The sequence below is a fragment of the Pseudomonas sp. MF5691 genome, assembly GCF_016405645.1.
Classification (GTDB): Bacteria; Pseudomonadota; Gammaproteobacteria; order Pseudomonadales; family Pseudomonadaceae; genus Aquipseudomonas; species Aquipseudomonas shahriarae.
In genome coordinates, this window is record NZ_JAEKDC010000002.1 from 523996 (window position 1) to 548131 (window position 24136).

Below are 24136 nucleotides of genomic sequence, written 5' to 3' on the forward strand. Positions count from 1 at the left end.
CACAAAATTTAACCAGCTGTGGATGAATCACAGATAATAGAAATTAAAAGAGAGAAATTTATTAAATCTTTGTTTTTATGTTTATTTCTACTGAGCCTACTTTCTGTGGATAGATTGCTACAGCCCTTTATTTACGATGTGTACAGAGATTCAAAAGTCTGTGGTTAGGTGGCAAGGAGGCCCTTGGATAAGTGCTTTAAGCCTGTGGATTAAACAGGTGGTTATCCACAGAGGGGTTTTTACTCAGGTTTCGAGCCCTGTTATCAACTGGGCACAGGGGCGGTTATTCACAGGGCTTAATCCACAGAAAAGCCTCAGCCGCGGTAAATTTCGCCCACGGCAAGGCCACCTCGGGGCGAGGTTATTGTCAGAAAATACGCGGGAGTGTCCTGAAACGGACAAAACAGACAGGCACGAATGGCCTGTCTGTGAACAACGAAGGGCTATTTACCGATGCAGAAACTGGAAAAGATCCTGCCGAGCAGGTCATCGGAACTGAATGCCCCGGTAATCTCCCCCAGAAGCTGCTGTGCCTGACGCAAATCCTCGGCCAGAAGCTCTCCTGCCCCTGCCAGGGTCAACTGCGCACGGCCGTGCTCAAGGGCGGCACTGGCATGGCGCAGGGCTTCCAGATGCCTGCGGCGAGCACTGAAGCTGCTTTCCGAGGTCTGTTCGTAGCCCATGCAGGCCTTGAGGTGATCGCGCAGCAGCTCCAGGCCATCACCGGCAGACTTGGCGCTGAGGCTGATGGTGACATGGCCATCTTCGCTGACCTCCAGGGCAATCGCCTCACCCGTGAGGTCCGCCTTGTTGCGAATCAGCGTGACTTTGGCCGGATCAGGCCGCTGTTCAAGGAATTCTGGCCACAGGGCAAAAGGATCGACGGCCTCCGGCGCGGTGGCATCCACCACCAGCAGCACCCGATCCGCTTCACCGATAGCCTTGAGCGCCCGTTCCACACCGATTTTTTCCACCTGGTCATCGGTATCACGCAAACCGGCGGTATCGACCACGTGCAGTGGCATACCATCAATGTGGATATGTTCGCGAAGGATATCCCGGGTAGTACCTGCAATCTCGGTAACAATCGCCGCCTCACGCCCTGCCAGGGCATTGAGCAGGCTGGACTTGCCAGCGTTGGGCCGGCCGGCAATCACCACGGTCATGCCGTCGCGCAGCAGTGCGCCCTGCCCGGCCTCCTTCAAAACTGTGGATAACTCGTCCCGCACTTTGTCCAGCATGGCCAGGACATGGCCATCGGCAAGAAAATCGATTTCTTCTTCCGGAAAATCAATCGCCGCCTCGACATAGATGCGCAAACTGATCAATTGCTCGGTGAGGTTATGCACACGCAGGGAAAACGCCCCCTGCAATGAGCGCAGGGCATTGCGCGCAGCCTGTGCAGAACTGGCCTCGATCAAATCGGCAATCGCCTCAGCCTGGGCCAGGTCGAGCTTGTCATTGAGAAACGCGCGCTCGCTGAATTCACCAGGCCGTGCAAGACGGCAGCCCAACTGCAGGCAACGCTGTAGCAGCATGTCGAGGACGATAGGCCCGCCATGTCCCTGCAGTTCCAGCACATCTTCACCGGTGAACGAGTTTGGGCCCGGGAAATACAGGGCCAGGCCCTCATCCAGTACCTCAAGATCCTCGCCGAAGAAAGGCCCGTAATGCGCATACCGGGGTTTGAGCTCACGGCCACTGATCGCTTTAGCGGCAATGCCGGCAAGCGGCCCGGAAATTCGAACGATACCGACACCGCCCCGGCCCTGAGCGGTGGCGACGGCAGCGATGGTTTCACGAGGAGCGCTCATCAGCGGTTTCCCAGACAAAAGTGACAGAATGCAAAACGCCCCACGAGGGGGCGTCTTGAGTGGTTATCCACAGAGTAAGTTACGCCTCGGCTTTTTTGGCAGCCGCTTCGATCTTACGTGTGATGTACCACTGTTGAGAGATCGACAACACGTTGTTGACCACCCAGTACAGAACCAGACCAGCCGGGAACCACAGGAAGAAGAAGGTGAAGATGATTGGCATCATTTTCATCACCTTGGCCTGCATCGGATCCGGAGGTGTTGGGTTCAGACGCTGCTGGATGAACATGGTCGCGCCCATGATGATCGGCAGGATAAAGAACGGGTCTTTGATCGACAAGTCAGTTATCCACAGCATGAACGGCGCCTGGCGCATTTCCACGCTTTCCAGGAGTACCCAGTACAGCGACAGGAACACCGGCATCTGCACCAGAATCGGCAAGCATCCACCCAGCGGGTTGATCTTCTCTTTCTTGTACAGCTCCATCATGGCTTGCGACATTTTCTGCCGGTCATCGCCATGTTGCTCTTTCAACGCAGCCAGTTTCGGTGCAACGGCGCGCATACGGGCCATCGATTTGTAGCTGGCGGCCGACAGCGGGAAGAAAATCCCCTTGATCAGCATGGTCAGGAAGATGATCGACCAGCCCCAGTTACCGACGATGCTGTGGATATGTTGCAGCAACCAGAAGATTGGCTGGGCAATGAACCACAGGATGCCGTAATCCACAGTCAGTTCCAGACCTGGGGATAACTCCTTGAGGACGGCCTGGCTTTTCGGGCCGGCATACAAGGTGGCGCTGGTTTCAGCCTTGGCACCTGGCGCAACGGTCAACGCCGGGCCAGTGAAACCAATGATGTAGTTACCCTGGTTGTCCTTGCGGGTCTGGACCAGGTTGGCTTCGCCCCTGTTCGGGATCCACGCGGTTACAAAGTAGTGTTGCAGCCAGGCTACCCAACCACCTTGTACTGTTTCTTTCAGCGCGCCCTTGTCGATGTCTTTCATCGACACTTTTTTGTACGGCTCGTTACTTGTCCACAGGGCGGCGCCCAGGTAAGTCGCGGTGCCGGTGGCTGTGCTGGAAGACGGATCGGAGCTGCCATCACGCTTGAGCTGGGCAAACAGGTTGCCTGTCCAGGCCTTTTCGCTGGTGTTGTCGATCAGGTAAGTGACTTTCAGATCGTACAAACCGCGCGTGAAGCTGAAGCGCTTGATGTAATTGACGCCGTCGTGACTGAATTTCAGGTCGACGTTCAACTGGTTTTGGCCATCAGCCAGTTGATAAGTCTTCTGTTCGGTCGAATAAACCGGACGACCGGTAGCACGAGCATCAGGACCATCAGTGCCAGTCAGGCCGCTTTGTGCCAGATAAACACGCTCGCCACCATTGTCGAACAACTGGAAAGGAACATCCGGATGGTCTTGGCGACGTGGGTACAGTGGCAATTTCAGCTGGGCGATATCGCCACCCTGTGGATCGATCGCCAGGTCCAGTACATCCGTTTTGACGTGGATGAGGTCTTTATTGGTGATGACCGCGTTATCTACAGGGGTGCTGGTATCGGCATTCGCGCTGGGTACATCGGCACTGGCGGAAGCATTGTTACCCAACGGTGCATCTGCAATAGCAGGAGCAGACTGATTGGTAGCAACATTCTGAGTCGGCAGGGCAGCCTGGCCATAGTCCTGGTTCCATTTCAGAACCATAACGTAGGACACGATTGCCAGGGCGACGATCAGGATCGTGCGTTTAATATCCATGATTACTCGGCCATCGAAGAAGAACGGGAGGTAGGGATAGGCGGAACCGGGTCATAACCACCGGGATTCCACGGATGACAGCGACCTAAACGACGAAAGGTCAGCCAGCCACCGCGCAGAAGGCCATGATTTTCTATGGCTTCATACGCGTAGCAGGAACAACTGGGGTAGAAACGACAGTGGCTGGCCATCAGCGGACTAATGGCATAGCGGTAAAACTGGATCGGAACGAGGGCCAGTTTACGCATCAGTGCTGTCTACCCCTACAGTTTCGGGGCTGACTGCTGGAGTCGGCTTGCTGGTGCGAGCCAAACGTTTCCAGAGCTTGCCGAAATGCTGAATCAATTCGGGGTTTTCTACGTCCCCCAAGCCTTTGCGCGCGACGATAACAATATCCCAACCAACCAGAGTGTCCTGGTGGAGGCGAAACGATTCGCGCATCAGACGCTTGAGGCGATTGCGCTCAACGGAGAGCTTTACGCTCTTCTTGCCGATCACCAACCCGAGACGGGGGTGATCCAGATCGTTGTTACGCGCAAGGAGCAGGAGATTTTTCCCCGGAACCTTGCCGGTGGGGGAGTCAAAGACTGCCTTGAAGTGCCGGGGGGTTAGCAGACGCTTTTCCCGACTGAAGTCCTGACTCACCACCAGTACCGGATTATCAAACTGCCAGACGCGCACGACCTTTGGCGCGGCGACGCGACAGGACAGCACGGCCGTTCTTGGTAGCCATGCGAGCACGGAAACCGTGGGTACGGGCGCGTTTGATGGTGCTTGGTTGGAAAGTACGTTTCATGGCGTGTTACCTGGTTCGTCCACAACGGGCCGGAATGGCCCCCGTTTTAAGAGACCGGGGATTCTAGAGAAAGCAAGCCTCTAGGTCAATTTCCAACCAGCTATTCCTTCAATTAGATATCTGAGGGCATCAAGACCGATTCCGGGCGGTTCGACTTTGACGAGCAATGCCATAGATATAAAAATAAAGAAGGAAGTTATTTAAAGCTTTTCTGTAAAGCTTATAAAAGCTAGGGACGCGATCTTCTGTGGATAACTGCCTTGAGGCCATATTCCACGTGCTGTACAGAGAATGACAACACGGGGGAGAAACGGTGCTCTGCCTGTGCTGCGCTGTCGGATAAGCTGTGTGTGGAATGGGTAGTTATCCACAGGCCAGTTACCCACAGACTTTCGCCCCCACTTGTACAACGAGCTTAGGGGCGCTTATCCACAGAGCTTATGCACAGACCATTTGTCGCCTTTTTTACGCTTAAGGCATTGATTCTTGGCGGCCTCTGAGCAAGCTACATGTGGATAAGTGGACCGCTCGCCGCTACAATGGCGGCTGTTTTTGCCTCACCGGCTTTCAACTTAGGGGATATCCGTGTCAGTGGAACTTTGGCAGCAGTGCGTGGAGCTTTTGCGCGATGAGCTGCCTGCCCAGCAATTCAACACCTGGATCCGTCCACTGCAGGTCGAAGCCGAAGGCGACGAGTTGCGTGTCTACGCACCCAATCGTTTTGTTCTCGACTGGGTCAACGAGAAGTACCTGAGCCGCGTTCTCGAATTGTTCGACGAACACGGCAACGGCATGGCTCCAGCACTCTCCTTATTAATAGGCAGCAAACGCAGCTCCGCCCCTCGCGCCGCGCCTAATGCGCCGCTGGCCGCCGCTGCATCGCACGCCCAGGCCACTGCGGCGTCGGTTAACCACGCACCCGCCCCCGCTGCGGCGTCGGTTAACCACGCACCCGCCCCCGCTGCGCCCGCCCCGAGCAAATCCGTGGCGCAAAAAAATGCGCCAATGAGTGAAGAGCCGTCCCGCGACAGCTTTGACCCGATGGCGGGAGCCAGCTCGCAGCAGGCGCCGGTACGCGCCGAACAGCGTACGGTCCAGGTCGAAGGCGCGCTCAAGCACACCAGCTACCTGAACCGCACCTTTACCTTTGAAAACTTCGTCGAAGGTAAATCCAACCAGCTGGCCCGCGCTGCGGCCTGGCAGGTGGCCGACAATCCCAAGCACGGTTACAACCCGCTCTTCCTTTATGGCGGCGTTGGCTTGGGTAAGACGCACTTGATGCACGCTGTGGGTAACCACCTATTAAAGAAGAACCCGAATGCCAAGGTCGTGTACCTGCACTCGGAGCGCTTCGTGGCCGACATGGTCAAGGCGTTGCAACTCAATGCAATCAACGAATTCAAACGCTTCTACCGCTCCGTCGACGCACTGCTGATTGATGACATTCAATTCTTCGCGCGCAAGGAACGTTCCCAGGAAGAGTTTTTCCACACGTTCAACGCCCTGCTTGAAGGTGGCCAGCAGGTCATCCTCACCAGTGACCGGTACCCGAAGGAAATCGAAGGTCTGGAAGAGCGCCTCAAATCGCGCTTCGGCTGGGGCCTGACCGTTGCGGTAGAGCCGCCGGAACTGGAAACCCGGGTCGCGATCCTGATGAAGAAAGCCGATCAGGCGAAAGTCGATCTGCCTCACGACGCGGCGTTCTTCATTGCCCAGCGCATTCGCTCCAACGTGCGTGAGCTCGAAGGCGCGCTCAAGCGGGTCATCGCTCACTCGCACTTCATGGGTCGCGACATCACCATCGAGTTGATTCGCGAATCCCTGAAAGACTTGTTGGCGCTACAAGACAAGCTGGTCAGTGTGGATAACATTCAACGCACGGTGGCCGAGTACTACAAGATCAAGATTTCCGACCTGCTGTCCAAGCGCCGCTCGCGCTCGGTAGCGCGTCCCCGTCAGGTGGCCATGGCGCTCTCCAAGGAGCTGACCAACCACAGCCTGCCGGAAATTGGCGATGTGTTTGGTGGTCGCGACCACACCACGGTCTTGCACGCGTGCCGCAAGATCAACGAACTTAAGGAATCCGACGCGGATATTCGCGAGGACTACAAGAACCTGCTGCGTACACTGACAACGTGATGAACACCAGCGCAGCTTATTAAGGCAAGGGACTAGACCATGCATTTCACCATTCAACGCGAAGCCCTGTTGAAACCCCTGCAACTGGTCGCAGGCGTCGTCGAGCGCCGACAGACCTTGCCGGTACTTTCCAACGTATTGTTGGTTGTCGAAGGCCAGCAGCTGTCGTTGACCGGTACCGACCTGGAAGTCGAACTGGTTGGTCGTGTACAGCTGGAAGAACCCGCCGAGCCCGGTGAGATCACCGTGCCTGCGCGCAAGCTGATGGATATCTGCAAAAGCCTGCCCAACGACGCGCTGATCGACATCAAGGTCGATGAGCAGAAGTTGGTGGTCAAGGCCGGCCGCAGTCGTTTCACCCTGTCGACCTTGCCGGCCAATGACTTCCCGACGGTGGAAGAAGGTCCAGGTTCGCTGACCTGCAGCCTGGAGCAAAGCCGCCTGCGCCGTTTGATCGAGCGCACCAGCTTCGCCATGGCCCAGCAGGACGTGCGTTACTACCTCAACGGCATGCTGCTGGAAGTCTCCGAAGGCATCATCCGTGCTGTGGCCACCGACGGTCACCGCCTGGCAATGTGTTCGATGAAGGCCGATATCGGCCAGCCGGACCGCCACCAGGTGATTGTGCCGCGCAAAGGTATCCTCGAACTGGCGCGCCTGCTCACCGAGCCGGACGGTAACGTCAGCATCGTCTTGGGCCAGCACCATATCCGTGCCACCACGGGCGAGTTCACCTTCACCTCCAAACTGGTAGACGGCAAGTTCCCGGACTACGAGCGCGTGTTGCCCAAGGGTGGCGACAAGCTGGTGATCGGTGATCGCCAGGCGCTGCGTGAAGCGTTCAGCCGTACAGCGATTCTTTCCAACGAGAAGTACCGGGGTATTCGCCTGCAATTGGCCAACGGCCAGCTGAAAATCCAGGCCAACAACCCGGAGCAGGAAGAAGCGGAAGAAGAAGTGGGCGTCGACTACAACGGCGGTTCCCTGGAAATCGGCTTCAACGTGAGCTACCTGCTGGACGTGCTGGGTGTGATGACCACCGAGCAGGTGCGTCTGATCCTGTCGGACTCTAACAGCAGCGCCCTGGTGCAAGAATCCGATAACGACGACTCGGCTTACGTTGTTATGCCGATGCGCCTGTAATCATGCTCAGCAGAAGCTAGATGTCCCTCAGTCGCGTCTCGGTCACCGCGGTGCGCAATCTGCACCCGGTGACCTTCTCCCCCTCCCCCCGCATCAATATCCTCCATGGCGCCAACGGCAGTGGCAAAACCAGCGTGCTGGAAGCCATTCACTTGCTGGGTCTGGCTCGTTCCTTTCGCAGCGCCCGCCTGTTACCCGTGATTCAGTACGAACAATTGGCGTGCACCGTGTTTGGCCAGGTTGAACTGGCGCAAGGCGGGCATAGTAGCCTGGGGATATCCCGTGATCGTCAAGGGGAGTTCCAGATCCGTATAGATGGGCAGAATGCGCGCAGTGCCGCACAACTGGCGGAAATCTTGCCCCTGCAATTGATCAACCCTGACAGCTTCCGCTTGCTGGAAGGTGCACCAAAAATCCGCCGGCAGTTCCTCGATTGGGGAGTGTTCCACGTGGAACCGCGGTTCATGGCCACGTGGCAGCGCCTGCAGAAGGCCCTGCGGCAGCGGAACTCATGGCTGCGGCATGGTACACTTGACGCCGCTTCGCAAGCGGCCTGGGACCGTGAACTGTGCCTGGCCAGCGACGAAATAGATGAATACCGCCGCACCTATATCAAAGCCTTGAAACCAGTCTTTGAACAGACCTTGAGTGAGTTGTTGGAACTCGAGGGCCTGACGCTGAGTTACTACCGTGGTTGGGACAAAGAGCGTGACTTGAGTGCAGTACTCGCCACCTCTTTGCAACGGGACCAGCAAATTGGCCACACCCAGGCAGGACCACAACGGGCTGATTTGCGCCTTAGGTTAGGCGCACATAATGCCGCGGATATCTTGTCCCGTGGCCAGCAGAAGTTGGTGGTGTGCGCGCTGCGTATCGCTCAGGGGCACTTGGTTAGCCAGGCCCGGCGCGGTCAGTGTATTTATCTGGTGGATGACTTGCCGTCCGAATTGGATGAGCAACACCGCCGCGCGCTATGCCGCTTGTTGGAAGACTTACGCTGCCAGGTATTTATTACCTGTGTAGACCACGAATTATTGAGGGAAGGCTGGCAGACGGAAACGCCAGTCGCTTTGTTCCACGTGGAACAAGGCCGTATCACCCAGACCCACGACCATCGGGAGTGAAGGCATGAGCGAAGAAAACACGTACGACTCGACCAGCATTAAAGTGCTGAAAGGTTTGGATGCCGTACGCAAACGTCCCGGTATGTACATTGGCGACACCGATGATGGTAGCGGTCTGCACCACATGGTGTTCGAAGTGGTCGACAACTCCATCGACGAAGCGCTCGCCGGTCATTGCGACGACATCAGTATCATCATCCATCCGGATGAATCCATCACCGTACGCGACAACGGTCGCGGCATTCCGGTAGATGTGCATAAAGAAGAAGGCGTATCGGCAGCAGAGGTCATCATGACCGTGCTGCACGCCGGCGGTAAGTTTGACGACAACTCCTATAAAGTCTCCGGCGGTTTGCACGGTGTAGGTGTGTCGGTGGTAAACGCCCTGTCGGAAGAACTGATCCTCACCGTTCGCCGCAGCGGCAAGATCTGGGAACAGACCTACGTGCATGGCGTGCCTCAGGCACCGATGGCAATCGTCGGTGATAGCGAAACCACCGGTACCCAGATTCACTTCAAGCCCTCGGCTGACACGTTCAAAAATATCCACTTCAGCTGGGACATCCTGGCCAAGCGGATTCGTGAACTGTCCTTCCTCAACTCCGGTGTGGGTATCGTCCTCAAGGATGAGCGCAGCGGCAAGGAAGAGCTGTTCAAGTACGAAGGTGGCCTGCGTGCGTTCGTTGAATACCTGAACACCAACAAGACTGCGGTCAACCAGGTGTTCCACTTCAACATCCAGCGTGAAGACGGCATCGGCGTGGAAATCGCCCTGCAGTGGAACGACAGCTTCAACGAGAACCTGTTGTGCTTCACCAACAACATTCCTCAGCGCGATGGCGGTACTCACCTGGTGGGTTTCCGTTCCGCACTGACGCGTAACCTGAACACCTACATCGAAGCTGAAGGCTTGGCGAAGAAGCACAAAGTCGCCACCACCGGTGACGATGCCCGTGAAGGCCTGACCGCGATTATTTCGGTCAAGGTTCCGGATCCGAAGTTCAGCTCCCAGACCAAAGACAAGCTGGTTTCTTCTGAAGTGAAGACCGCCGTCGAACAGGAAATGGGCAAATACTTCTCCGACTTCCTGCTGGAAAACCCCAACGAAGCCAAGCTGGTCGTCGGCAAGATGATCGACGCGGCGCGGGCTCGTGAAGCGGCGCGTAAAGCCCGTGAAATGACCCGCCGTAAAGGTGCACTGGATATTGCTGGCCTGCCGGGCAAACTGGCGGACTGCCAGGAGAAGGACCCTGCCCTTTCCGAACTGTACCTGGTGGAAGGTGACTCTGCTGGCGGTTCCGCCAAGCAGGGTCGCAACCGTCGCACCCAGGCCATCCTGCCGTTGAAGGGTAAGATCCTCAACGTTGAGAAAGCCCGTTTCGACAAGATGATTTCCTCTCAGGAAGTCGGCACCTTGATCACTGCCCTGGGCTGTGGCATTGGTCGCGACGAGTACAACATCGACAAGCTGCGCTACCACAACATCATCATCATGACCGATGCTGACGTCGACGGTTCGCACATCCGCACCCTGCTGCTGACCTTCTTCTTCCGTCAGTTGCCGGAGCTGATCGAGCGTGGCTATATCTACATCGCTCAGCCGCCGTTGTACAAAGTGAAAAAGGGCAAGCAAGAGCAATACATCAAAGACGACGACGCCATGGAAGAGTACATGACGCAGTCGGCCCTGGAAGACGCCAGCCTGCACTTGAACGACGAAGCCCCGGGCATCTCCGGTGGGGCGCTGGAGCGCCTGGTAAACGACTTCCGCATGGTGATGAAGACCCTCAAGCGTTTGTCGCGCCTGTACCCTCAGGAGCTGACCGAGCACTTCATCTACCTGCCGGCCGTGAGCCTGGAACAGCTGGGCGATCACGCAGCCATGCAGGATTGGCTGGCCCAGTACGAAGTGCGCCTGCGCACCGTCGAGAAGTCGGGCCTGGTGTACAAAGCCAGCCTGCGTGAAGACCGTGAACGTAATGTCTGGCTGCCAGAGGTCGAACTGATCTCCCACGGCCTGTCGAACTACGTCACCTTCAACCGCGATTTCTTCGGCAGCAATGACTACAAGACTGTGGTTACCCTCGGCGCGCAGTTGAGCACGCTGTTGGACGACGGCGCTTATATTCAGCGTGGCGAACGCAAGAAACAGGTCAAAGAGTTCAAGGAAGCCCTGGACTGGTTGATGGCAGAAAGCACTAAGCGTCACACCATCCAGCGATACAAAGGTCTGGGCGAAATGAACCCGGATCAGCTGTGGGAAACCACCATGGACCCAGCCCAGCGTCGCATGCTTCGTGTGACCATCGAAGACGCCATTGGCGCGGACCAGATCTTCAACACCCTGATGGGTGATGCGGTCGAGCCACGTCGTGACTTCATCGAGAGCAATGCCTTGGCAGTGTCCAACCTGGACTTCTGATAACGCCATTGCGAAACCAAAAAAGGCCAACGTTTAACGTTGGCCTTTTTTATTGCCCAGATTTCGGGCGCTTCCAAAATGCTCCACGTGGAACATCGGCTATGCCGTAGCTGCGGTTACGCTCTCCAACCGGTAGCCATATCCATAGATGGTCAGCAACTGCCAACCCCGCTCTGGCGTCAGCCCCAGCTTGTTCCGCAGCCGATAGATATGGGTATCCAACGGTCGTGAAGACACCATCTCTTCATGGGTCCAGAAGCGTTCGTAGAGGTATTCCCGGGACAGCGGGCGAGCCAGGTTGGCAAACAGACAGCGTGCCAGGCGGTATTCCCGTTCGGTCAGGTTGATGGGACTGCCGGCGCGGGTGACGGTCAGTTCGGCATCGTCGAAGGTCAGGTCATTGAAGATCAACACTTCAGTGGCCGCAGATTTCTGCAGGCCGTGACGACGCAACACGGCACCCACCCGTGCTTTCAGTTCGTTTGGCCGAAATGGCTTACTGACATAGTCATCTGCGCCACTGTTCAACGCCTGGACGATATCGCTCTCGGCATCGCGGCTGGTGAGCATGATCACGGGAGGCGGGGCTTCCATGTGTTCACGGGTCCAGCGCAGGATGGCGATACCACTCAGGTCCGGCAGTTGCCAATCGAGCACCAAGAGGTCGAAGGTTTCCCGACGCAACTGGCGCAGCAGGTCTTCGCCGCGCTCGAAGCAATGCAGCGTCCATGGCTGCTCCGAGGCACTTGGGATTTGTCGCAGTGTCTGTTCCACCCGCCGCAATTCGGCAGGTTCGTCATCCAGTATCGCGACACGCATGGCAGGGTCCTTTCTTCTTGAAGAGTATTGCAACGGTTGAGGAGAGCGTACTGGTTCACCATTGAATCTGAACAATTATGGCCAGTTTCTCATGCCCCTCGCATCTCTCGGTACGCTGATATCAGATAGCCCTAAGGCCGTTAAACATCGTGTACCCAGCTGGAAAGATACCGGCTCAAGCCCCTCAGGAAAAGGATCAATGGCAATCAGGTTTTATGCACTGTCGGGACACGTGAGTCTCGTGCAGAAGGTCAGAGTGTGGGGAAAGATGTTGATACTGGTTGCGGCAACGGGTTTTGGGACGGAAATGGTAGATGCGTGCAGTCCGGCACAGTCTGCGCCACTTGACGAAATTTCAGTGTACGCCGAGCCCGTAGACGGTCTTGGTTACGCTGGGCTCAGAGAGGTGGACGCCCCTCAGGCTTTTCAACACGGAAGTGTGCTCGACCAGGACCAACGTTGGATCTTCTGAATCTGAACAAATATTGCGCTACCGCCCTATGTACCACTCTTGTAGGTAAATTCTCTTTCGCTGAGTGACACACAGGAAGGGCGTGCGCGGGAAGCGCGCTCGATACAGGGACGTATTATCTGTAGACCGTGGTTCGCTACGGGCTGCTGTCGGAGGAATGTGAGGGACAGTATTTCTTCGATGTACATCCGGTTCGGCATCGTCGATCCGGCAGACACAGGGATGTGTCACCCTTCCTATTGCCTCATCCCTTCTACTACGGCTTTCGAGTTCGATGCGTCATCGGGTATCGTAGGCAAGCTTCAAGGTCCTGCCGCCGCAAGACGCTTTCTGAACGTACAGTCTGACGGACTTTTAGAACTAGAACCTTGATGAGTGCCATGACCCTCTTTCCTCGCCACTATTCCCTTTCTTCCCTGCTGGGCTCAAGCCTGGCCCTGGCGCTGGTTATCAACAGCCCGCAAATTCTGGCCAAGCCTGCACCTGTGCGTGCGCCCTACATTGATGACAACCTGATGTGCCGGGCACAACCGCTGCCGGCAGTGGTCCAGCACCTCAACGGTGAAGCCTGGAAGCTGGATGCCAAGGGCCGCCCCAGTGTGCTGGAAGAAGGCATGCTGATTGATGAACAGGAAAGCGTAAAAACCTCGCCGTCGGCGTTTGTCAGCCTGTTGCTGGGCGATGGTTCGCGGATTGTCCTGCCTTCCAGCTCGGAGGTGCGTTTGCACCTGGTGGAAGAACAGGCGATTCCCCAGGTGATCCTGCAACAAGGCCAGGTCGAGGCCTACGTGCTCAAGCGTACCAGCGACTATGACCGTTTTCAGATCGTGACACCCGTCGGCGTGCTCGGCGTGCGCGGCACGCATTTTCGTGTGCGTAACGACGATCAGCAATCGGTTGTAGAGGTGCTCAACGGCCAAGTGGCCGCCAGCCGCACCGAGCCGCTGCCCGTGGGCCGACAGGCCAAGAAAAAACCGCAGACGGGCCCGATTGAAGGTGAACTGAAGGTCGGTGCCCGACAAGGGGTGTTGCTCAAGCAGCAGGGCGAGTTGAAGACCATCGACCTATTGCCCGCCCCGCGTCTGATGGGCCAGGACGGCCAGAAAGGCGATGCGCCGGTCTGGACATTGTTCCTGCACCCGCAACCGGGTGCCCAGCGCTACCGTGCGCAAGTGGCCACCGATAAAACGTTCATGAATATCAAGCAGGAAAACTTCTCCAGTGAACCGCGCTTGAGCTTCACTGGACTCAAGGCCTCGTTTTATCACGTGCGCGTGTCGGCCTTTGATGAACAAGGACTGGAAGGAGAGGCAGGCGTTTATGACATCTTCTATTACCCCCCTGCCACCCGTGTGCAGTAGTACGCGGTGAAGTGGTGGCGCCGGGCTGAACAACGTCAGCCGACCCAGGCCCAACGCCTGTTCAATGGGTTGGTCCGGGAATGGCTGTGGATCAGCCTGCTGCTGCTACCAATGACGGCCCTGCTGTCCCTGAGCCCTGGGCTTTCCTTCAATAACCTGCTGTATGACAGCCTGCGGCGTCTGACGCCGTTGCCGGTGGACTCACGCATTCTGCTGGTGACCATTGATGACATGAGTCTCAAGGCGCTTGGCCAATGGCCGTGGTCGCGCCACCTGCATGCTGACCTGATTGACCGACTGAGTGCCGCCAAACCCGCCGGGATCCTGCTCGATGTAATCTTCAGCGAACCTGCGCGCGAGCCTGCCAATGATCAACGCCTGGCCCAGGCCATCTGCAATGCCGGCAATGTCCTGCTGCCGTTGATTCGCGAAGGCACGCCGCGCCTGGGGCAACCCCTCACGCAAATCCTCCCCGTGCAGCCCCTGCGTGATTGTGCCAGGGGGGTCGGTCATATCAACGTGGAAGCTGATAGCGACGGCATTGTGCGCAGCCTTTACTTGCGTGAGGGGCCGCCGGGGCAATTGGTCCCGCAGTTGGCGTGGCTGGCCTTCGAGCTGACTGGCCAGCCTGCGGATATGCCGGGGCTGTCAGTATCTTCTGATGCAACCGATTGGCAGCGGGACAACGCCATCCGCATTCCGTTTATCGCCGCCGACCACGGCTTTCCCAGCGTGCCGTACGTCAGCGTTCTGCGTGGCGAGGTCCCGGCTCAATTGCTGCGTGATCGGATCATCCTGGTGGGAGCGACCGCGCCGGGCATGGGTGATCGCTATGTGACGCCGCTTTCGGCCAGTGTCGGCACCACACCGGGCGTCGAGATCCAGGCCAATATCCTCAACGGGCTGCTGCAGGATCGCAGCATTACCGTCTTGCCTGGCTGGTTGGCCACCCTGCTGTCCACCTCGTGGGTGGCCTTACTGTTGGGCCTGCTGTTGTTGCGCCCGCGTTATGCCCTGTGGCTGACCCTGGGCTGCATGGGAGGTGCCCTCCTCGCTTCCTGGGGCATGTTGCGCCTGGGGCTCTGGTGGTCGCCAGCGGCCACGCTGATCGGCATGCTGCTGGGCTATCTGGTCTGGAACTGGCGCCGCCTGAGCGTAATCCTTGCCTACTTCGGCTGGGAACTGGCGCGCCTCGACAGCGAGCCCAAGGTGCTGCCGGAGCGTCGTCGTGCCGCTGTCAGCAAGGGGGACGTGTTGCAGGGGCGTATCGTGGCCCTGGAGCAAGCCGTCAGCCGTACCCGCGATACCCGGCGCTTTATGGCCGATGGCCTGGAATGCCTGCCCGTGGCTACGCTGATTACCGATCCCGCGGGAGAGATCCTGCTGGCCAATCGGATCGCCCGTGATGTGTTTGGCAACGAGCTGATTGCCGAGAACCTGCTGGAGCAATTGACGGCATTGGGCTATCCACCGCTGCAGGGGCAGGTACGCCCGCCGCTGTCGGCCCTGGAAATTGTCGAGTTCCGCGATATTCAGCAACGCAGCCTGCGCCTGGAACTGGCCCCGCTGTTACCCGCTGACGGTGATGTGGCACTGGGTTGGCTGTTGAGCCTGACCGACCTGAGTATCGAACGCGACGCCCAGCAGCAGCGCGAAACCCTGCTGCGGTTTCTCTCCCACGACTTGCGTGCACCCCATTCGGCAATCCTCGCGTTGCTGGATGTGCAGCGCCATGAAGCCTCAGACGTTGCGCTGGTATTTACCCAGATCGAACAGCAAGTGCGACGCGCATTGAATTTGACCGAATCGTTCGTTCAATTGGCCAAGGCCGAGTCCGATGGTTATCAGTTGGAGCCCAGCCTGTTTGCCATGCTGGTGCTCGACGCATTTGACCAGGTGGTGCTGCTGGCCCAATTGAAAAATATCCAATTGGTCCATGACCTGGACGCGGCCGGTGAGGAAATGGTCCTGGCGGATCAATCGTTACTCACCCGTGCCTTGTTCAACCTGATGGAGAATGCGATCAAGTACAGCCCAGCCGGCACCACGGTGACGGTGCGCCTCGAACGCAACGAGCAATGGCTGACCTGTCACATCCAGGATCAGGGCTCCGGTATCGCGGCCGAGGAGCTTCCTGAACTGTTCAGCCAATACCGGCGGTTTGTTTCGGCCCAGGGCAGCGAAGGGTTGGGGTTGGGACTGAGCATGGTCAAGGCGGTAGTGGACCGCCATGGCGGCCGGATCGACTGTGAGAGTGTGGTCGGTCAAGGCACGGTTTTCAGTCTGCGACTGCCGTTGTGGGAAGAGTCAAACGGCTGTGCATAAAAAACCGGCCACGAGGGCCGGTCTTCAACGGTCGAAAAAACTTATGCACGTTTTTCGGTGTTTTATTAGCTTAAGAAATATGTAATAAAATCATAAGCCTACAAGCTAAAAAACGCACTTTGCCAACAAACCGTACACAGGTTATCCACAGAACGTCAGGTCACCGGCTGGTCTTCTGCAACTGGCACTGGCGGCAGCGAACCCATGGCCCGTTGCTGCGCTTCATTCCAGGCGGCAGCGCGGTCATTGAGTGCCGCGATTGCACGCGGTCCTTCCCCTTCGGCATACATCGGTTCGCCGATCACCACGGTGATGGTGCCTTTACGCTTGGCCCAGCCTTCCTTGGGCCAGAACTTGCCGGCATTGTGAGCAATCGGCAGCACTGGCAGGTTGGCGTTGACCGCCAATGCCGTACCGCCTCGGGAGAACTTGCCTACAGTGCCAAAGGGCACGCGGGTGCCTTCCGGGAAGATCAGTACCCACACCCCATCCTTGAGCAGCTCGTCACCCTTCTTCGCCACATGCTTGAGCGCGGCCTTGGGGTTGTCGCGGTCGATGGCAATCGGTCGCAGCATGGCCATGGCCCAGCCAAAGAACGGCACGAACAGCAACTCACGCTTGAGCACCTGGCTCAGGGGCGAGAAATACGCAGAAAGGAAGAACGTCTCCCAAGTGCTCTGGTGGTTCGACAGGATCACGCAGGGCTGGTCCGGGACATTCTCGGCACCCTTGACCTCGAAACGGATGCCCAGAAACACCTTGCTCAGCCACAACGCACAGCGGCACCAATAGACGTTGATAAAGCGATAGCGCGCCTTGAACGGCAAAAAGGGCGCAATAAAAAAGCTCAGGGTGCACCAGAGAAACGAACTGGTGCCCAGCAGCAGGTAAAAGAAGAAGGTTCTGATGGCCTGCAAAATCGACATGGCAGCATTTACCGTTGCGGGACAACGCCCGCCTGTTAAAAGTGCACTCCCGAACAATCCTTGGTCAGGAAGTCGAGGGCGACTAGTTGTTGATAAGTTCTGCGGCAACCGCCGCCAGATCGTCAAAAATCAAGGTGCCTACCGGCAGGTTTTTCGCCTGGGTCTTGTCGCCTTTCCCGGTCTTTACCAAAACTGGCTGAGAGTCGACGGCTTTGGCCGCCTCCAGGTCACCGAGACTGTCCCCGACGAACCATATCCCAGCCAGGGGCACCTTGTAATGTTCTGAAATGATTTTCAACATGCCAGGCTTGGGTTTGCGGCAATCGCAGCCCTCATCCGGCCCGTGGGGGCAGTACACCACCAGCCCCACCTCACCGCCCTGCTCCGCCACCAACGCGCGCAGGCGCGCATGCATGGCGTCCAGGGTGGCGATGTCGTAGTAGCCGCGGGCAATGCCGGACTGGTTGGTAGCAATGGCTACCGTCCAGCCGGCCTTGCTCAACTGCGCGATGGCCTCGATCGAGCCGGGCAGTGGGATCCACTCCTCCACCGACTTGATGTAAGCGTCGGAGTCGTAGTTGATCACCCCGTCCCGATCGAGAATCAGCAGTTTCAACATGATCAGCTCAGCGTCGAAATGTCAGCGATATTGACGAACAAGCCGCGCAGGCGCGCCAGCATGGCGTAGCGGTTTTTCCGCACGCTGGCATCTTCGGCATTGATCATCACCGCTTCGAAGAACGCATCCACCGGCTCACGCAAGGTGGCCAGGCGCGCCAGTGCTTCGGCGTAGTTGCGCTCGGCGATCAGCGGCTTCACGGCGTTTTCTGCCTTGGCGATAGCCGAGTTCAGCGAGAACTCCTTGGCATCGGCAAACAGGCCAGGGTCGACATCCGCATTGCCCAGGCCTTCGGCCTTGCTCAGCAGGTTCGACACGCGCTTGTTCACGGCGGCCAGGGCGTCGGCTTCCGGCAGCTTGCGGAACGCTTGTACGGCTTGCACACGCTGGTCGAAGTCCAGTGCCGAGCCTGGTTGCAGGGCACGTACCGACAGGTAGACGGAAACGTCCACGCCTTCGTCTTCATAGCGCGCACGCAGACGGTCGAATACGAACTCCAGCACTTGCTCGGCCAGGCCGGCTTGCTTGACCTTGCTACCAAACTGGCCGACGGCAAATACCACGGCCTGGGTCAGGTCGAGGTCCAACTGCTTGTCGATCAGGATGCGCAGCACGCCCAGGGCCGCACGGCGCAGGGCATACGGGTCTTTGCTGCCGGTCGGCAACATGCCGATGCCGAAGATACCGACCAGGGTGTCCAGCTTGTCAGCGATGGCCACCGCGGCACCGGTCAGGGTGGTCGGCAGCTCGGCGCCAGCACCGCGCGGCATGTACTGCTCGTTCAGGGCCAGGGCGACGTCTTCAGGCTCGCCGTCATTGAGCGCGTAGTAGTAACCGGCAACGCCTTGCATTTCCGGGAACTCGCCGACCATCTCGGTAGCCAGGTCGCATTTGCACAGCAGGCCCGCACGTGCCGCCAGGGTAGCGTCGCCGCCAATGCGTGGCGCGATATAGGCCGCCAGCTTGGAAACCCGCACAGCCTTGTCGTAGACGCTGCCCAGCTTCTCTTGGAACACCACGTTCTGCAGGCGCAGGTTGAAGTCTTCGAGCTTCTGCTTCTTGTCTTGCTTGAAGAAGAACTCGGCGTCAGTCAGGCGCGGGCGCACGACTTTCTCGTTACCGGCGATGATCTGCTGCGGGTCCTTGCTCTCGATGTTGGCCACGGTGATAAAGCGCGGCAGCAACTTGCCGTCCACATCCAGCAGGCAGAAATACTTCTGGTTGTCCTGCATGGTGGTGATCAGGGCTTCTTGCGGCACATCGAGGAAGCGCTCTTCGAACGAGCACACCAGCGGTACCGGCCATTCAACCAGCGCGGTCACTTCGTCGAGCAGGCTTGGCGGCACGATGGCCGTGCCTTCCTGCAGGCGGGCCAGCTCTTCGGTGCGCTTGCTGATCAGCTCGCGACGCTCGTTGGCATCCGCCAGCACATAGGCTGCACGCAGGTCGTTGAGGTAGTTGGCCGGCGAAGTGATGCGCACGTTTTCCGGGTGGTGGAAGCGGTGGCCACGGGAGTCGCGGCCGGCCTTCTGGGCCAGGATAGTGCAGTCGATGACTTGATCACCGAGCAGCATCACCAACCATTGGGTCGGACGTACGAATTCTTCCTTGCGTGCACCCCAGCGCATGCGCTTGGGGATCGGCAGGTCATTGAGGGAATCTTCAACGATGGTCGGCAACAGGCTGGCGGTTGGCTTGCCCTTGATGACCTGGCTGAAACGCAGTTTCGGGCCGCTCTGGTCGATCTCGCTCAGCTCGACGCCACACTTCTTGGCAAAACCAAGGGCTGCCTGGGTCGGGTTGCCTTCGGCATCGAAAGCGGCCTGGCGTGGCGGGCCGTCGAGGTTGATGTTGCGGTCCGGCTGCTGGGTTTCCAGCGCGGTCAGCAATACCGCCAGGCGACGTGGCGCGGCGTAGACCTTCTTGGCTTCAAACTTCAGGCCGGCAGTCTGCAGGCCTTTTTCGATACCGGCCAAAAATGCATCGGCCAGGGTGTTCAGGGCCTTGGGTGGCAGCTCTTCGGTGCCCAGTTCAACCAGGAAATCTTGAGCACTCATTGTGCAGCCTCCAGCTTAGCCAACACTTCATCACGCAGGTCCGGGGTTGCCATCGGGAAGCCCAGCTTGGCGCGAGCCAGCAGGTAGGCTTGGGCGACGGAACGCGCCAGGGTGCGTACACGCAGGATGTATTGCTGGCGCGCGGTTACCGAGATGGCACGGCGGGCGTCCAGCAGGTTGAAGGTGTGGGATGCCTTCAGGACCATTTCGTAGCTCGGCAACGGCAGCGGCTGATCCAGTTCGATCAGGCGCTTGGCTTCGCTTTCGTAGAAGTCGAACAGTTCGAACAGCTTCTCGACGTTGGCGTGTTCGAAGTTGTAGGTCGACTGCTCCACTTCGTTCTGGTGGAACACATCGCCGTAGGTCACTTTGCCGAACGGGCCGTCAGCCCACACCAGGTCGTAGACCGAGTCCACGCCTTGCAGGTACATGGCCAGGCGCTCGAGACCGTAAGTGATCTCGCCGGTCACCGGGTAGCACTCGATGCCGCCCGCTTGCTGGAAGTAAGTAAACTGCGTGACTTCCATGCCGTTGAGCCAGACTTCCCAGCCCAGGCCCCAGGCGCCGAGCGTTGGCGATTCCCAGTTGTCTTCGACGAAACGAATGTCGTGGACCAACGGGTCCAGGCCGACATGTTTCAGCGAGCCCAGGTACAGCTCCTGGAAGTTGTCCGGGTTTGGCTTGAGGACGACCTGGAACTGATAGTAGTGCTGCAGGCGGTTGGGGTTTTCGCCGTAGCGGCCGTCAGTCGGGCGACGACTGGGCTGCACATAAGCGGCGTTCCAGGTTTCCGGGCCGATGGCCCGCAGGAATGTTGCGGTGTGGAAAGTGCCGGCGCCTACTTCCATATCGTAGGGCTGAAGTACCACACAACCTTGCTCGGCCCAGTATTGCTGGAGGGCGAGGATCAAGTCTTGGAAGGTACGCACGGCTGGCGTAGGCTGGCTCACAAAATTCACCTGTTACTTGGGCTGCGATTTAAAGGGCGGGAGTATACCCGATTCGGCCCCGCCACCACTCCCTGGAGCCTTATGCCACGCTGCTTTTGGTGTTCTGAAGATCCGCTGTACATGGCTTATCACGATCAAGAGTGGGGAACGCCGCTGCGCGATGCGCAGGGTTTGTTCGAGTTGCTTTTGCTCGAAGGGTTCCAGGCGGGCCTGTCCTGGATCACCGTTTTACGCAAACGCGAGCATTATCGAAAGGTCTTGTTCGGTTTTGATCCAACGCGCCTGGCGCAGTTGAGCGATGCCGAGATCGAGCAGTTGATGCTCGACCCAGGCATTGTGCGCAACCGCTTGAAACTCAATGCCACCCGGCGCAATGCCGCGGCCTGGCTGGCGCTGGAGGATCCGGTGGGGTTGCTCTGGTCGTTTGTCGGCGGCGTGCCCAAGGTCAATCATTTCAAGGATCGCAGCCAGGTCCCGGCGATTACGCCAGAGGCCGAAGCCATGAGCAAAGCCCTCAAGAAAGCCGGTTTTACGTTCGTCGGGCCGACCATCTGCTACGCGTTCATGCAGGCCTCAGGCATGGTCATGGACCACACCCAGGACTGCGACCGTTACGCGGACTTGGTCAACGCCGGTTAGAATGGCCGCTTTGCGCACCACACACGATCAGGAGTGACCTGTGGAAAAGTTAAAAGGCGCCTTGCTGGTAGGCGCTCTGCGATTGTTTGCCCTGCTGCCCTGGCGCGCTGTGCAAGCCGTGGGTTCGGCGATTGGCTGGATCATGTGGAAAACCCCCAACCGCTCCCGCGACACGGTGCGGATCAACCTCTCCAAGTGTTTCCCGGACATGGACCCGGCCGAGCGTGAGCGCCTGGTGGGCCAGAGCCTGATGGATATCGGCAAGTCCCTGACCGAAAGCGCCTGCGCCTGGATCTGGCCGGCCCAGCGCTCCATCGACCTGGTGCGCGAAGTCGAAGGCCTGGAAGTGCTGCAGCAAGCCTTGGCCTCGGGCAAAGGCGTGGTCGGCATCACCAGCCACCTGGGCAACTGGGAAGTGTTGAACCACTTCTATTGCAGCCAGTGCAAACCGATCATTTTCTACCGCCCGCCCAAGCTCAAGGCAGTGGATGACCTGCTGCGCAAGCAACGCGTGCAACTGGGCAACCGAGTGGCGGCGTCGACCAAGGAAGGCATCCTCAGCGTGATCAAGGAAGTGCGCAAGGGCGGCCAGGTGGGGATTCCTGCAGATCCGGAGCCGGCGGAATCGGCCGGGATTTTCGTACCGTTCTTCGCCACCCAGGCGCTGACCAGCAAGTTCGTGCCGAACATGCTCGCCGGCCATAAGGCGGTGGGTGTGTTCCTGCATGCCCTGCGGCTGCCGGACGGCTCGGGCTACAAAGTGATCCTGGAAGCGGCGCCGGAAGACATGTACAGCACCGACACGGCCACCTCCTGCGCGGCGATGAGCAAGGTGGTGGAGCGTTATATCGGCGCCTACCCGAGCCAGTACATGTGGAGCATGAAGCGCTTCAAGAAACGCCCGCCAGGCGAGGCGCGTTGGTACTGATTCGCGACTGACTCAAGGTCGATGCAAAACCAATGTGGGAGCGGGCTTGCTCGCGAATGCAGAGTCTCAGTCACTGAATGTGTAGCTGATACACCGCATTCGCGAGCAAGCCCGCTCCCACATTTGTGATCTCCATTCAGGCTTGGCGGTCGAGTTTCTTCAGGAACACCGTCATCTCTTTCTCGGCCTGCTTGTCGCCGTGGGCCTGGGCCGCTGTAATCCCCTGCTCCCATGCCTGGCGTGCTGCGCTTTTATCGCCCAGCGCAGCGTGTGCCTTGCCCAGCAGCTTCCACGCCGCCGAATACTTCGGGTCAAACCCGACGCACCTCTGCAAATGCTCGGCCGCCTTGGCGTTGTCTTTCAGGTCCAGGTAACCCTTGCCCAAGCCAAAGCGCAGCAGCGAGTTATCCACACCCTTGGCGAGCATTTTTTCCAGGGATTCGAGCATGTCGGTCTCTCCGTCAGATCAGAAAAAGCTCAACCCCACGTGGAACAGCTTCTCCACATCGCGGATATGTTTTTTATCCACCAGGAACAGAATCACATGGTCACCCGTGGCGATCACCGTGTCGTCATGGGCGATGATCACTTCTTCATCGCGGATGATCGCGCCAATGGTGGTGCCCGGTGGCAAACCGATATCGCGAATCGCCCGGCCGATCACCTTGCTCGACTTGGAATCACCATGGGCAATCGCCTCGATGGCTTCCGCCGCGCCGCGGCGCAATGAGTGCACGCTGACGATATCGCCGCGCCGCACGTGGGCCAGCAAAGTGCCGATGGTGGCCAGTTGCGGGCTGATGGCAATGTCGATGTCGCCACCCTGGATCAGGTCCACATAGGCCGGGTTGTTGATGATGGTCATCACCTTCTTCGCCCCCAGCCGCTTGGCCAGCAGCGATGACATGATGTTGGCCTCGTCATCGTTGGTCAGGGCCAGGAAGATATCCGCGTCGGCGATATTTTCTTCCATCAGCAGGTCACGATCCGACGCACTGCCTTGCAGCACCACGGTGCTGTCGAGGGTATCGGACAAGTAGCGGCAGCGCGCCGCGTTCATCTCGATGATCTTCACCTGGTAGCGGCTTTCGATGGCCTCGGCCAGGCGTTCGCCAATCTGCCCGCCGCCGGCGATGACAATGCGCTTGTAGCTCTCGTCGAGCCGGCGCATTTCGCTCATCACGGCACGGATATTGGCCTTGGCGGCGATGAAGAAGACTTCGTCGTCGGCTTCGATCACCGTGTCGCCCTGGGGCAGGATCGGCCGGTCGCGGCGGAAAATCGCGGCTACGCGGGTTTCCACATTCGGCATATGTTCGCGCAGCTGGCGCAGTTGCTGGCCCACCAGCGGCCCGCCGTAGTAGGCCTTGACCGCCACCAGTTGCGCCTTGCCTTCGGCAAAGTCGATCACCTGCAGCGCACCGGGGATTTCGATCAGGCGCTTGATGTAGTGGGTGACCACCTGCTCCGGGCTGATCAGCACGTCCACCGGAATCGCGTCGTTGTCGAACAGCCCGGCGCGGGTCAGGTAGGCCGCTTCACGCACCCGGGCGATCTTGGTCGGGGTGTGGAACAGGGTGTGAGCGACCTGGCAGGCGACCATGTTGGTCTCGTCACTGTTGGTCACCGCCACCAGCATGTCGGCATCGTCGGCACCGGCCTGACGCAACACAGTGGGGAACGAGGCGCGGCCCTGGACCGTGCGGATATCCAGGCGGTCACCCAGGCCACGCAGGCGTTCGGCGTCGGTGTCGACCACAGTAATGTCGTTGGCTTCACTGGCCAGGTGCTCGGCCAGCGTACCGCCGACCTGCCCTGCGCCGAGGATGATGATCTTCAT

General features: G+C 58.6%; 20 protein-coding genes. 8 read left to right on the forward strand and 12 right to left on the reverse strand.

All coding sequences use genetic code 11. From position 1 onward, the window contains the following. Positions 1-443: 443 nt before the first annotated feature. The 5 genes from mnmE to rpmH form a co-directional block, all read right to left on the reverse strand. Positions 444-1814: a tRNA uridine-5-carboxymethylaminomethyl(34) synthesis GTPase MnmE gene (gene mnmE, locus JFT44_RS05120; RefSeq protein ID WP_057439293.1), complete on the reverse strand. Its 1371-nt coding sequence runs from the start codon at positions 1812-1814 to the stop codon at positions 444-446. A 79-nt stretch (positions 1815-1893) separates the two neighbouring features. Further along, positions 1894-3576: a membrane protein insertase YidC gene (gene yidC, locus JFT44_RS05125; protein ID WP_057439292.1), complete on the reverse strand. Its 1683-nt coding sequence runs from the start codon at positions 3574-3576 to the stop codon at positions 1894-1896. Positions 3577-3578: 2 nt separating this feature from the next. Then, positions 3579-3824, reverse strand: coding sequence for a membrane protein insertion efficiency factor YidD (yidD, locus tag JFT44_RS05130; RefSeq protein ID WP_010465488.1), 246 nt, complete (start codon positions 3822-3824; stop codon positions 3579-3581). Further along, complete coding sequence (rnpA, locus tag JFT44_RS05135) at positions 3817-4221, reverse strand: ribonuclease P protein component (RefSeq protein ID WP_029290189.1); 405 nt, start codon at positions 4219-4221, stop codon at positions 3817-3819. The genes yidD and rnpA overlap by 8 nt, the downstream gene beginning before the upstream one ends. Before the next feature lie 16 nt (positions 4222-4237). Further along, positions 4238-4372: a 50S ribosomal protein L34 gene (gene rpmH, locus JFT44_RS05140; RefSeq protein WP_003213577.1), complete on the reverse strand. Its 135-nt coding sequence runs from the start codon at positions 4370-4372 to the stop codon at positions 4238-4240. 585 nt (positions 4373-4957) lie between these two features. On the opposite strand from rpmH, the gene dnaA reads away from it, so the two are divergent. From dnaA to gyrB, 4 genes are read left to right on the forward strand one after another with little or no spacing between them, the layout of a single operon-like run. Then, the gene (dnaA, locus tag JFT44_RS05145; protein WP_198830404.1) at positions 4958-6511 is read left to right on the forward strand and encodes a chromosomal replication initiator protein DnaA; all 1554 of its coding nucleotides are present in this window, start codon (positions 4958-4960) and stop codon (positions 6509-6511) included. A 39-nt stretch (positions 6512-6550) separates the two neighbouring features. Then, positions 6551-7654 (forward strand): DNA polymerase III subunit beta, encoded by a 1104-nt coding sequence (dnaN, locus tag JFT44_RS05150; RefSeq protein WP_057439291.1) that lies wholly within the window; start codon positions 6551-6553, stop codon positions 7652-7654. A gap of 20 nt (positions 7655-7674) precedes the next feature. Then, entirely contained in the window at positions 7675-8778 is a 1104-nt protein-coding gene (gene recF, locus JFT44_RS05155) for a DNA replication/repair protein RecF (RefSeq protein ID WP_029290195.1), read from the forward strand. Positions 8779-8782: 4 nt separating this feature from the next. Beyond that, positions 8783-11200 (forward strand): DNA topoisomerase (ATP-hydrolyzing) subunit B, encoded by a 2418-nt coding sequence (gene gyrB, locus JFT44_RS05160; RefSeq protein WP_057957871.1) that lies wholly within the window; start codon positions 8783-8785, stop codon positions 11198-11200. 99 nt (positions 11201-11299) lie between these two features. Here the strand turns inward: gyrB and JFT44_RS05165 are convergent, their stop codons facing one another. After that, positions 11300-12019, reverse strand: coding sequence for a response regulator transcription factor (locus JFT44_RS05165; RefSeq protein ID WP_057957872.1), 720 nt, complete (start codon positions 12017-12019; stop codon positions 11300-11302). An 852-nt stretch (positions 12020-12871) separates the two neighbouring features. Here JFT44_RS05165 and JFT44_RS05170 point away from each other — a divergent pair. Together JFT44_RS05170 and JFT44_RS05175 are read left to right on the forward strand one after the other, a co-directional pair. Next, a complete protein-coding gene (locus tag JFT44_RS05170; protein ID WP_374067160.1) occupies positions 12872-13852 on the forward strand; it encodes a FecR domain-containing protein in 981 nt (326 codons plus the stop codon). Between the two features lie 6 nt (positions 13853-13858). Then, complete coding sequence (locus JFT44_RS05175; protein ID WP_120731109.1) at positions 13859-16177, forward strand: CHASE2 domain-containing protein; 2319 nt, start codon at positions 13859-13861, stop codon at positions 16175-16177. Between the two features lie 155 nt (positions 16178-16332). Here the strand turns inward: JFT44_RS05175 and JFT44_RS05180 are convergent, their stop codons facing one another. From JFT44_RS05180 to glyQ, 4 genes are all read right to left on the reverse strand, one after another. Then, positions 16333-17103 (reverse strand): 1-acyl-sn-glycerol-3-phosphate acyltransferase, encoded by a 771-nt coding sequence (locus tag JFT44_RS05180; protein WP_057957875.1) that lies wholly within the window; start codon positions 17101-17103, stop codon positions 16333-16335. An 82-nt stretch (positions 17104-17185) separates the two neighbouring features. Then, entirely contained in the window at positions 17186-17725 is a 540-nt protein-coding gene (gmhB, locus tag JFT44_RS05185) for a D-glycero-beta-D-manno-heptose 1,7-bisphosphate 7-phosphatase (protein ID WP_169960480.1), read from the reverse strand. Next, on the reverse strand, positions 17725-19779 hold the full coding sequence (glyS, locus tag JFT44_RS05190) for a glycine--tRNA ligase subunit beta (protein WP_057439286.1): 2055 nt from the start codon (positions 19777-19779) through the stop codon (positions 17725-17727). The genes gmhB and glyS overlap by 1 nt, the downstream gene beginning before the upstream one ends. Continuing rightward, complete coding sequence (glyQ, locus tag JFT44_RS05195; protein ID WP_003213601.1) at positions 19776-20729, reverse strand: glycine--tRNA ligase subunit alpha; 954 nt, start codon at positions 20727-20729, stop codon at positions 19776-19778. Before glyQ ends, glyS begins: the two co-directional genes overlap by 4 nt. Before the next feature lie 81 nt (positions 20730-20810). Between glyQ and JFT44_RS05200 the strand changes: the two genes are divergently transcribed. Further along, the gene (locus JFT44_RS05200; protein ID WP_169960447.1) at positions 20811-21368 is read left to right on the forward strand and encodes a DNA-3-methyladenine glycosylase I; all 558 of its coding nucleotides are present in this window, start codon (positions 20811-20813) and stop codon (positions 21366-21368) included. Positions 21369-21408: 40 nt separating this feature from the next. Next, entirely contained in the window at positions 21409-22296 is an 888-nt protein-coding gene (locus JFT44_RS05205; protein ID WP_198830405.1) for a lysophospholipid acyltransferase, read from the forward strand. Between the two features lie 136 nt (positions 22297-22432). Here the strand turns inward: JFT44_RS05205 and JFT44_RS05210 are convergent, their stop codons facing one another. Both JFT44_RS05210 and trkA read right to left on the reverse strand, forming a co-directional pair. Continuing rightward, positions 22433-22744: a tetratricopeptide repeat protein gene (locus JFT44_RS05210; RefSeq protein WP_057439283.1), complete on the reverse strand. Its 312-nt coding sequence runs from the start codon at positions 22742-22744 to the stop codon at positions 22433-22435. Positions 22745-22762: 18 nt separating this feature from the next. Next, complete coding sequence (gene trkA / locus JFT44_RS05215) at positions 22763-24136, reverse strand: Trk system potassium transporter TrkA (RefSeq protein WP_057957876.1); 1374 nt, start codon at positions 24134-24136, stop codon at positions 22763-22765.

What these genes read in the sequence shown, in the direction of transcription:
- mnmE (WP_057439293.1), bottom strand. Translation starts at nt 1,814, where the DNA reads ATGAGCGCTCCTCGTGAAACCATCGCTGCCGTCGCCACCGCTCAGGGC.
- yidC (WP_057439292.1), bottom strand. Translation starts at nt 3,576, where the DNA reads ATGGATATTAAACGCACGATCCTGATCGTCGCCCTGGCAATCGTGTCC.
- yidD (WP_010465488.1), bottom strand. Translation starts at nt 3,824, where the DNA reads ATGCGTAAACTGGCCCTCGTTCCGATCCAGTTTTACCGCTATGCCATT.
- rpmH (WP_003213577.1), bottom strand. Translation starts at nt 4,372, where the DNA reads ATGAAACGTACTTTCCAACCAAGCACCATCAAACGCGCCCGTACCCAC.
- dnaN (WP_057439291.1), top strand. Translation starts at nt 6,551, where the DNA reads ATGCATTTCACCATTCAACGCGAAGCCCTGTTGAAACCCCTGCAACTG.
- recF (WP_029290195.1), top strand. Translation starts at nt 7,675, where the DNA reads ATGTCCCTCAGTCGCGTCTCGGTCACCGCGGTGCGCAATCTGCACCCG.
- gyrB (WP_057957871.1), top strand. Translation starts at nt 8,783, where the DNA reads ATGAGCGAAGAAAACACGTACGACTCGACCAGCATTAAAGTGCTGAAA.
- JFT44_RS05165 (WP_057957872.1), bottom strand. Translation starts at nt 12,019, where the DNA reads ATGCGTGTCGCGATACTGGATGACGAACCTGCCGAATTGCGGCGGGTG.
- JFT44_RS05170 (WP_374067160.1), top strand. Translation starts at nt 12,872, where the DNA reads ATGACCCTCTTTCCTCGCCACTATTCCCTTTCTTCCCTGCTGGGCTCA.
- JFT44_RS05180 (WP_057957875.1), bottom strand. Translation starts at nt 17,103, where the DNA reads ATGTCGATTTTGCAGGCCATCAGAACCTTCTTCTTTTACCTGCTGCTG.
- glyS (WP_057439286.1), bottom strand. Translation starts at nt 19,779, where the DNA reads ATGAGTGCTCAAGATTTCCTGGTTGAACTGGGCACCGAAGAGCTGCCA.
- JFT44_RS05200 (WP_169960447.1), top strand. Translation starts at nt 20,811, where the DNA reads ATGCCACGCTGCTTTTGGTGTTCTGAAGATCCGCTGTACATGGCTTAT.
- JFT44_RS05210 (WP_057439283.1), bottom strand. Translation starts at nt 22,744, where the DNA reads ATGCTCGAATCCCTGGAAAAAATGCTCGCCAAGGGTGTGGATAACTCG.
- trkA (WP_057957876.1), bottom strand. Translation starts at nt 24,136, where the DNA reads ATGAAGATCATCATCCTCGGCGCAGGGCAGGTCGGCGGTACGCTGGCC.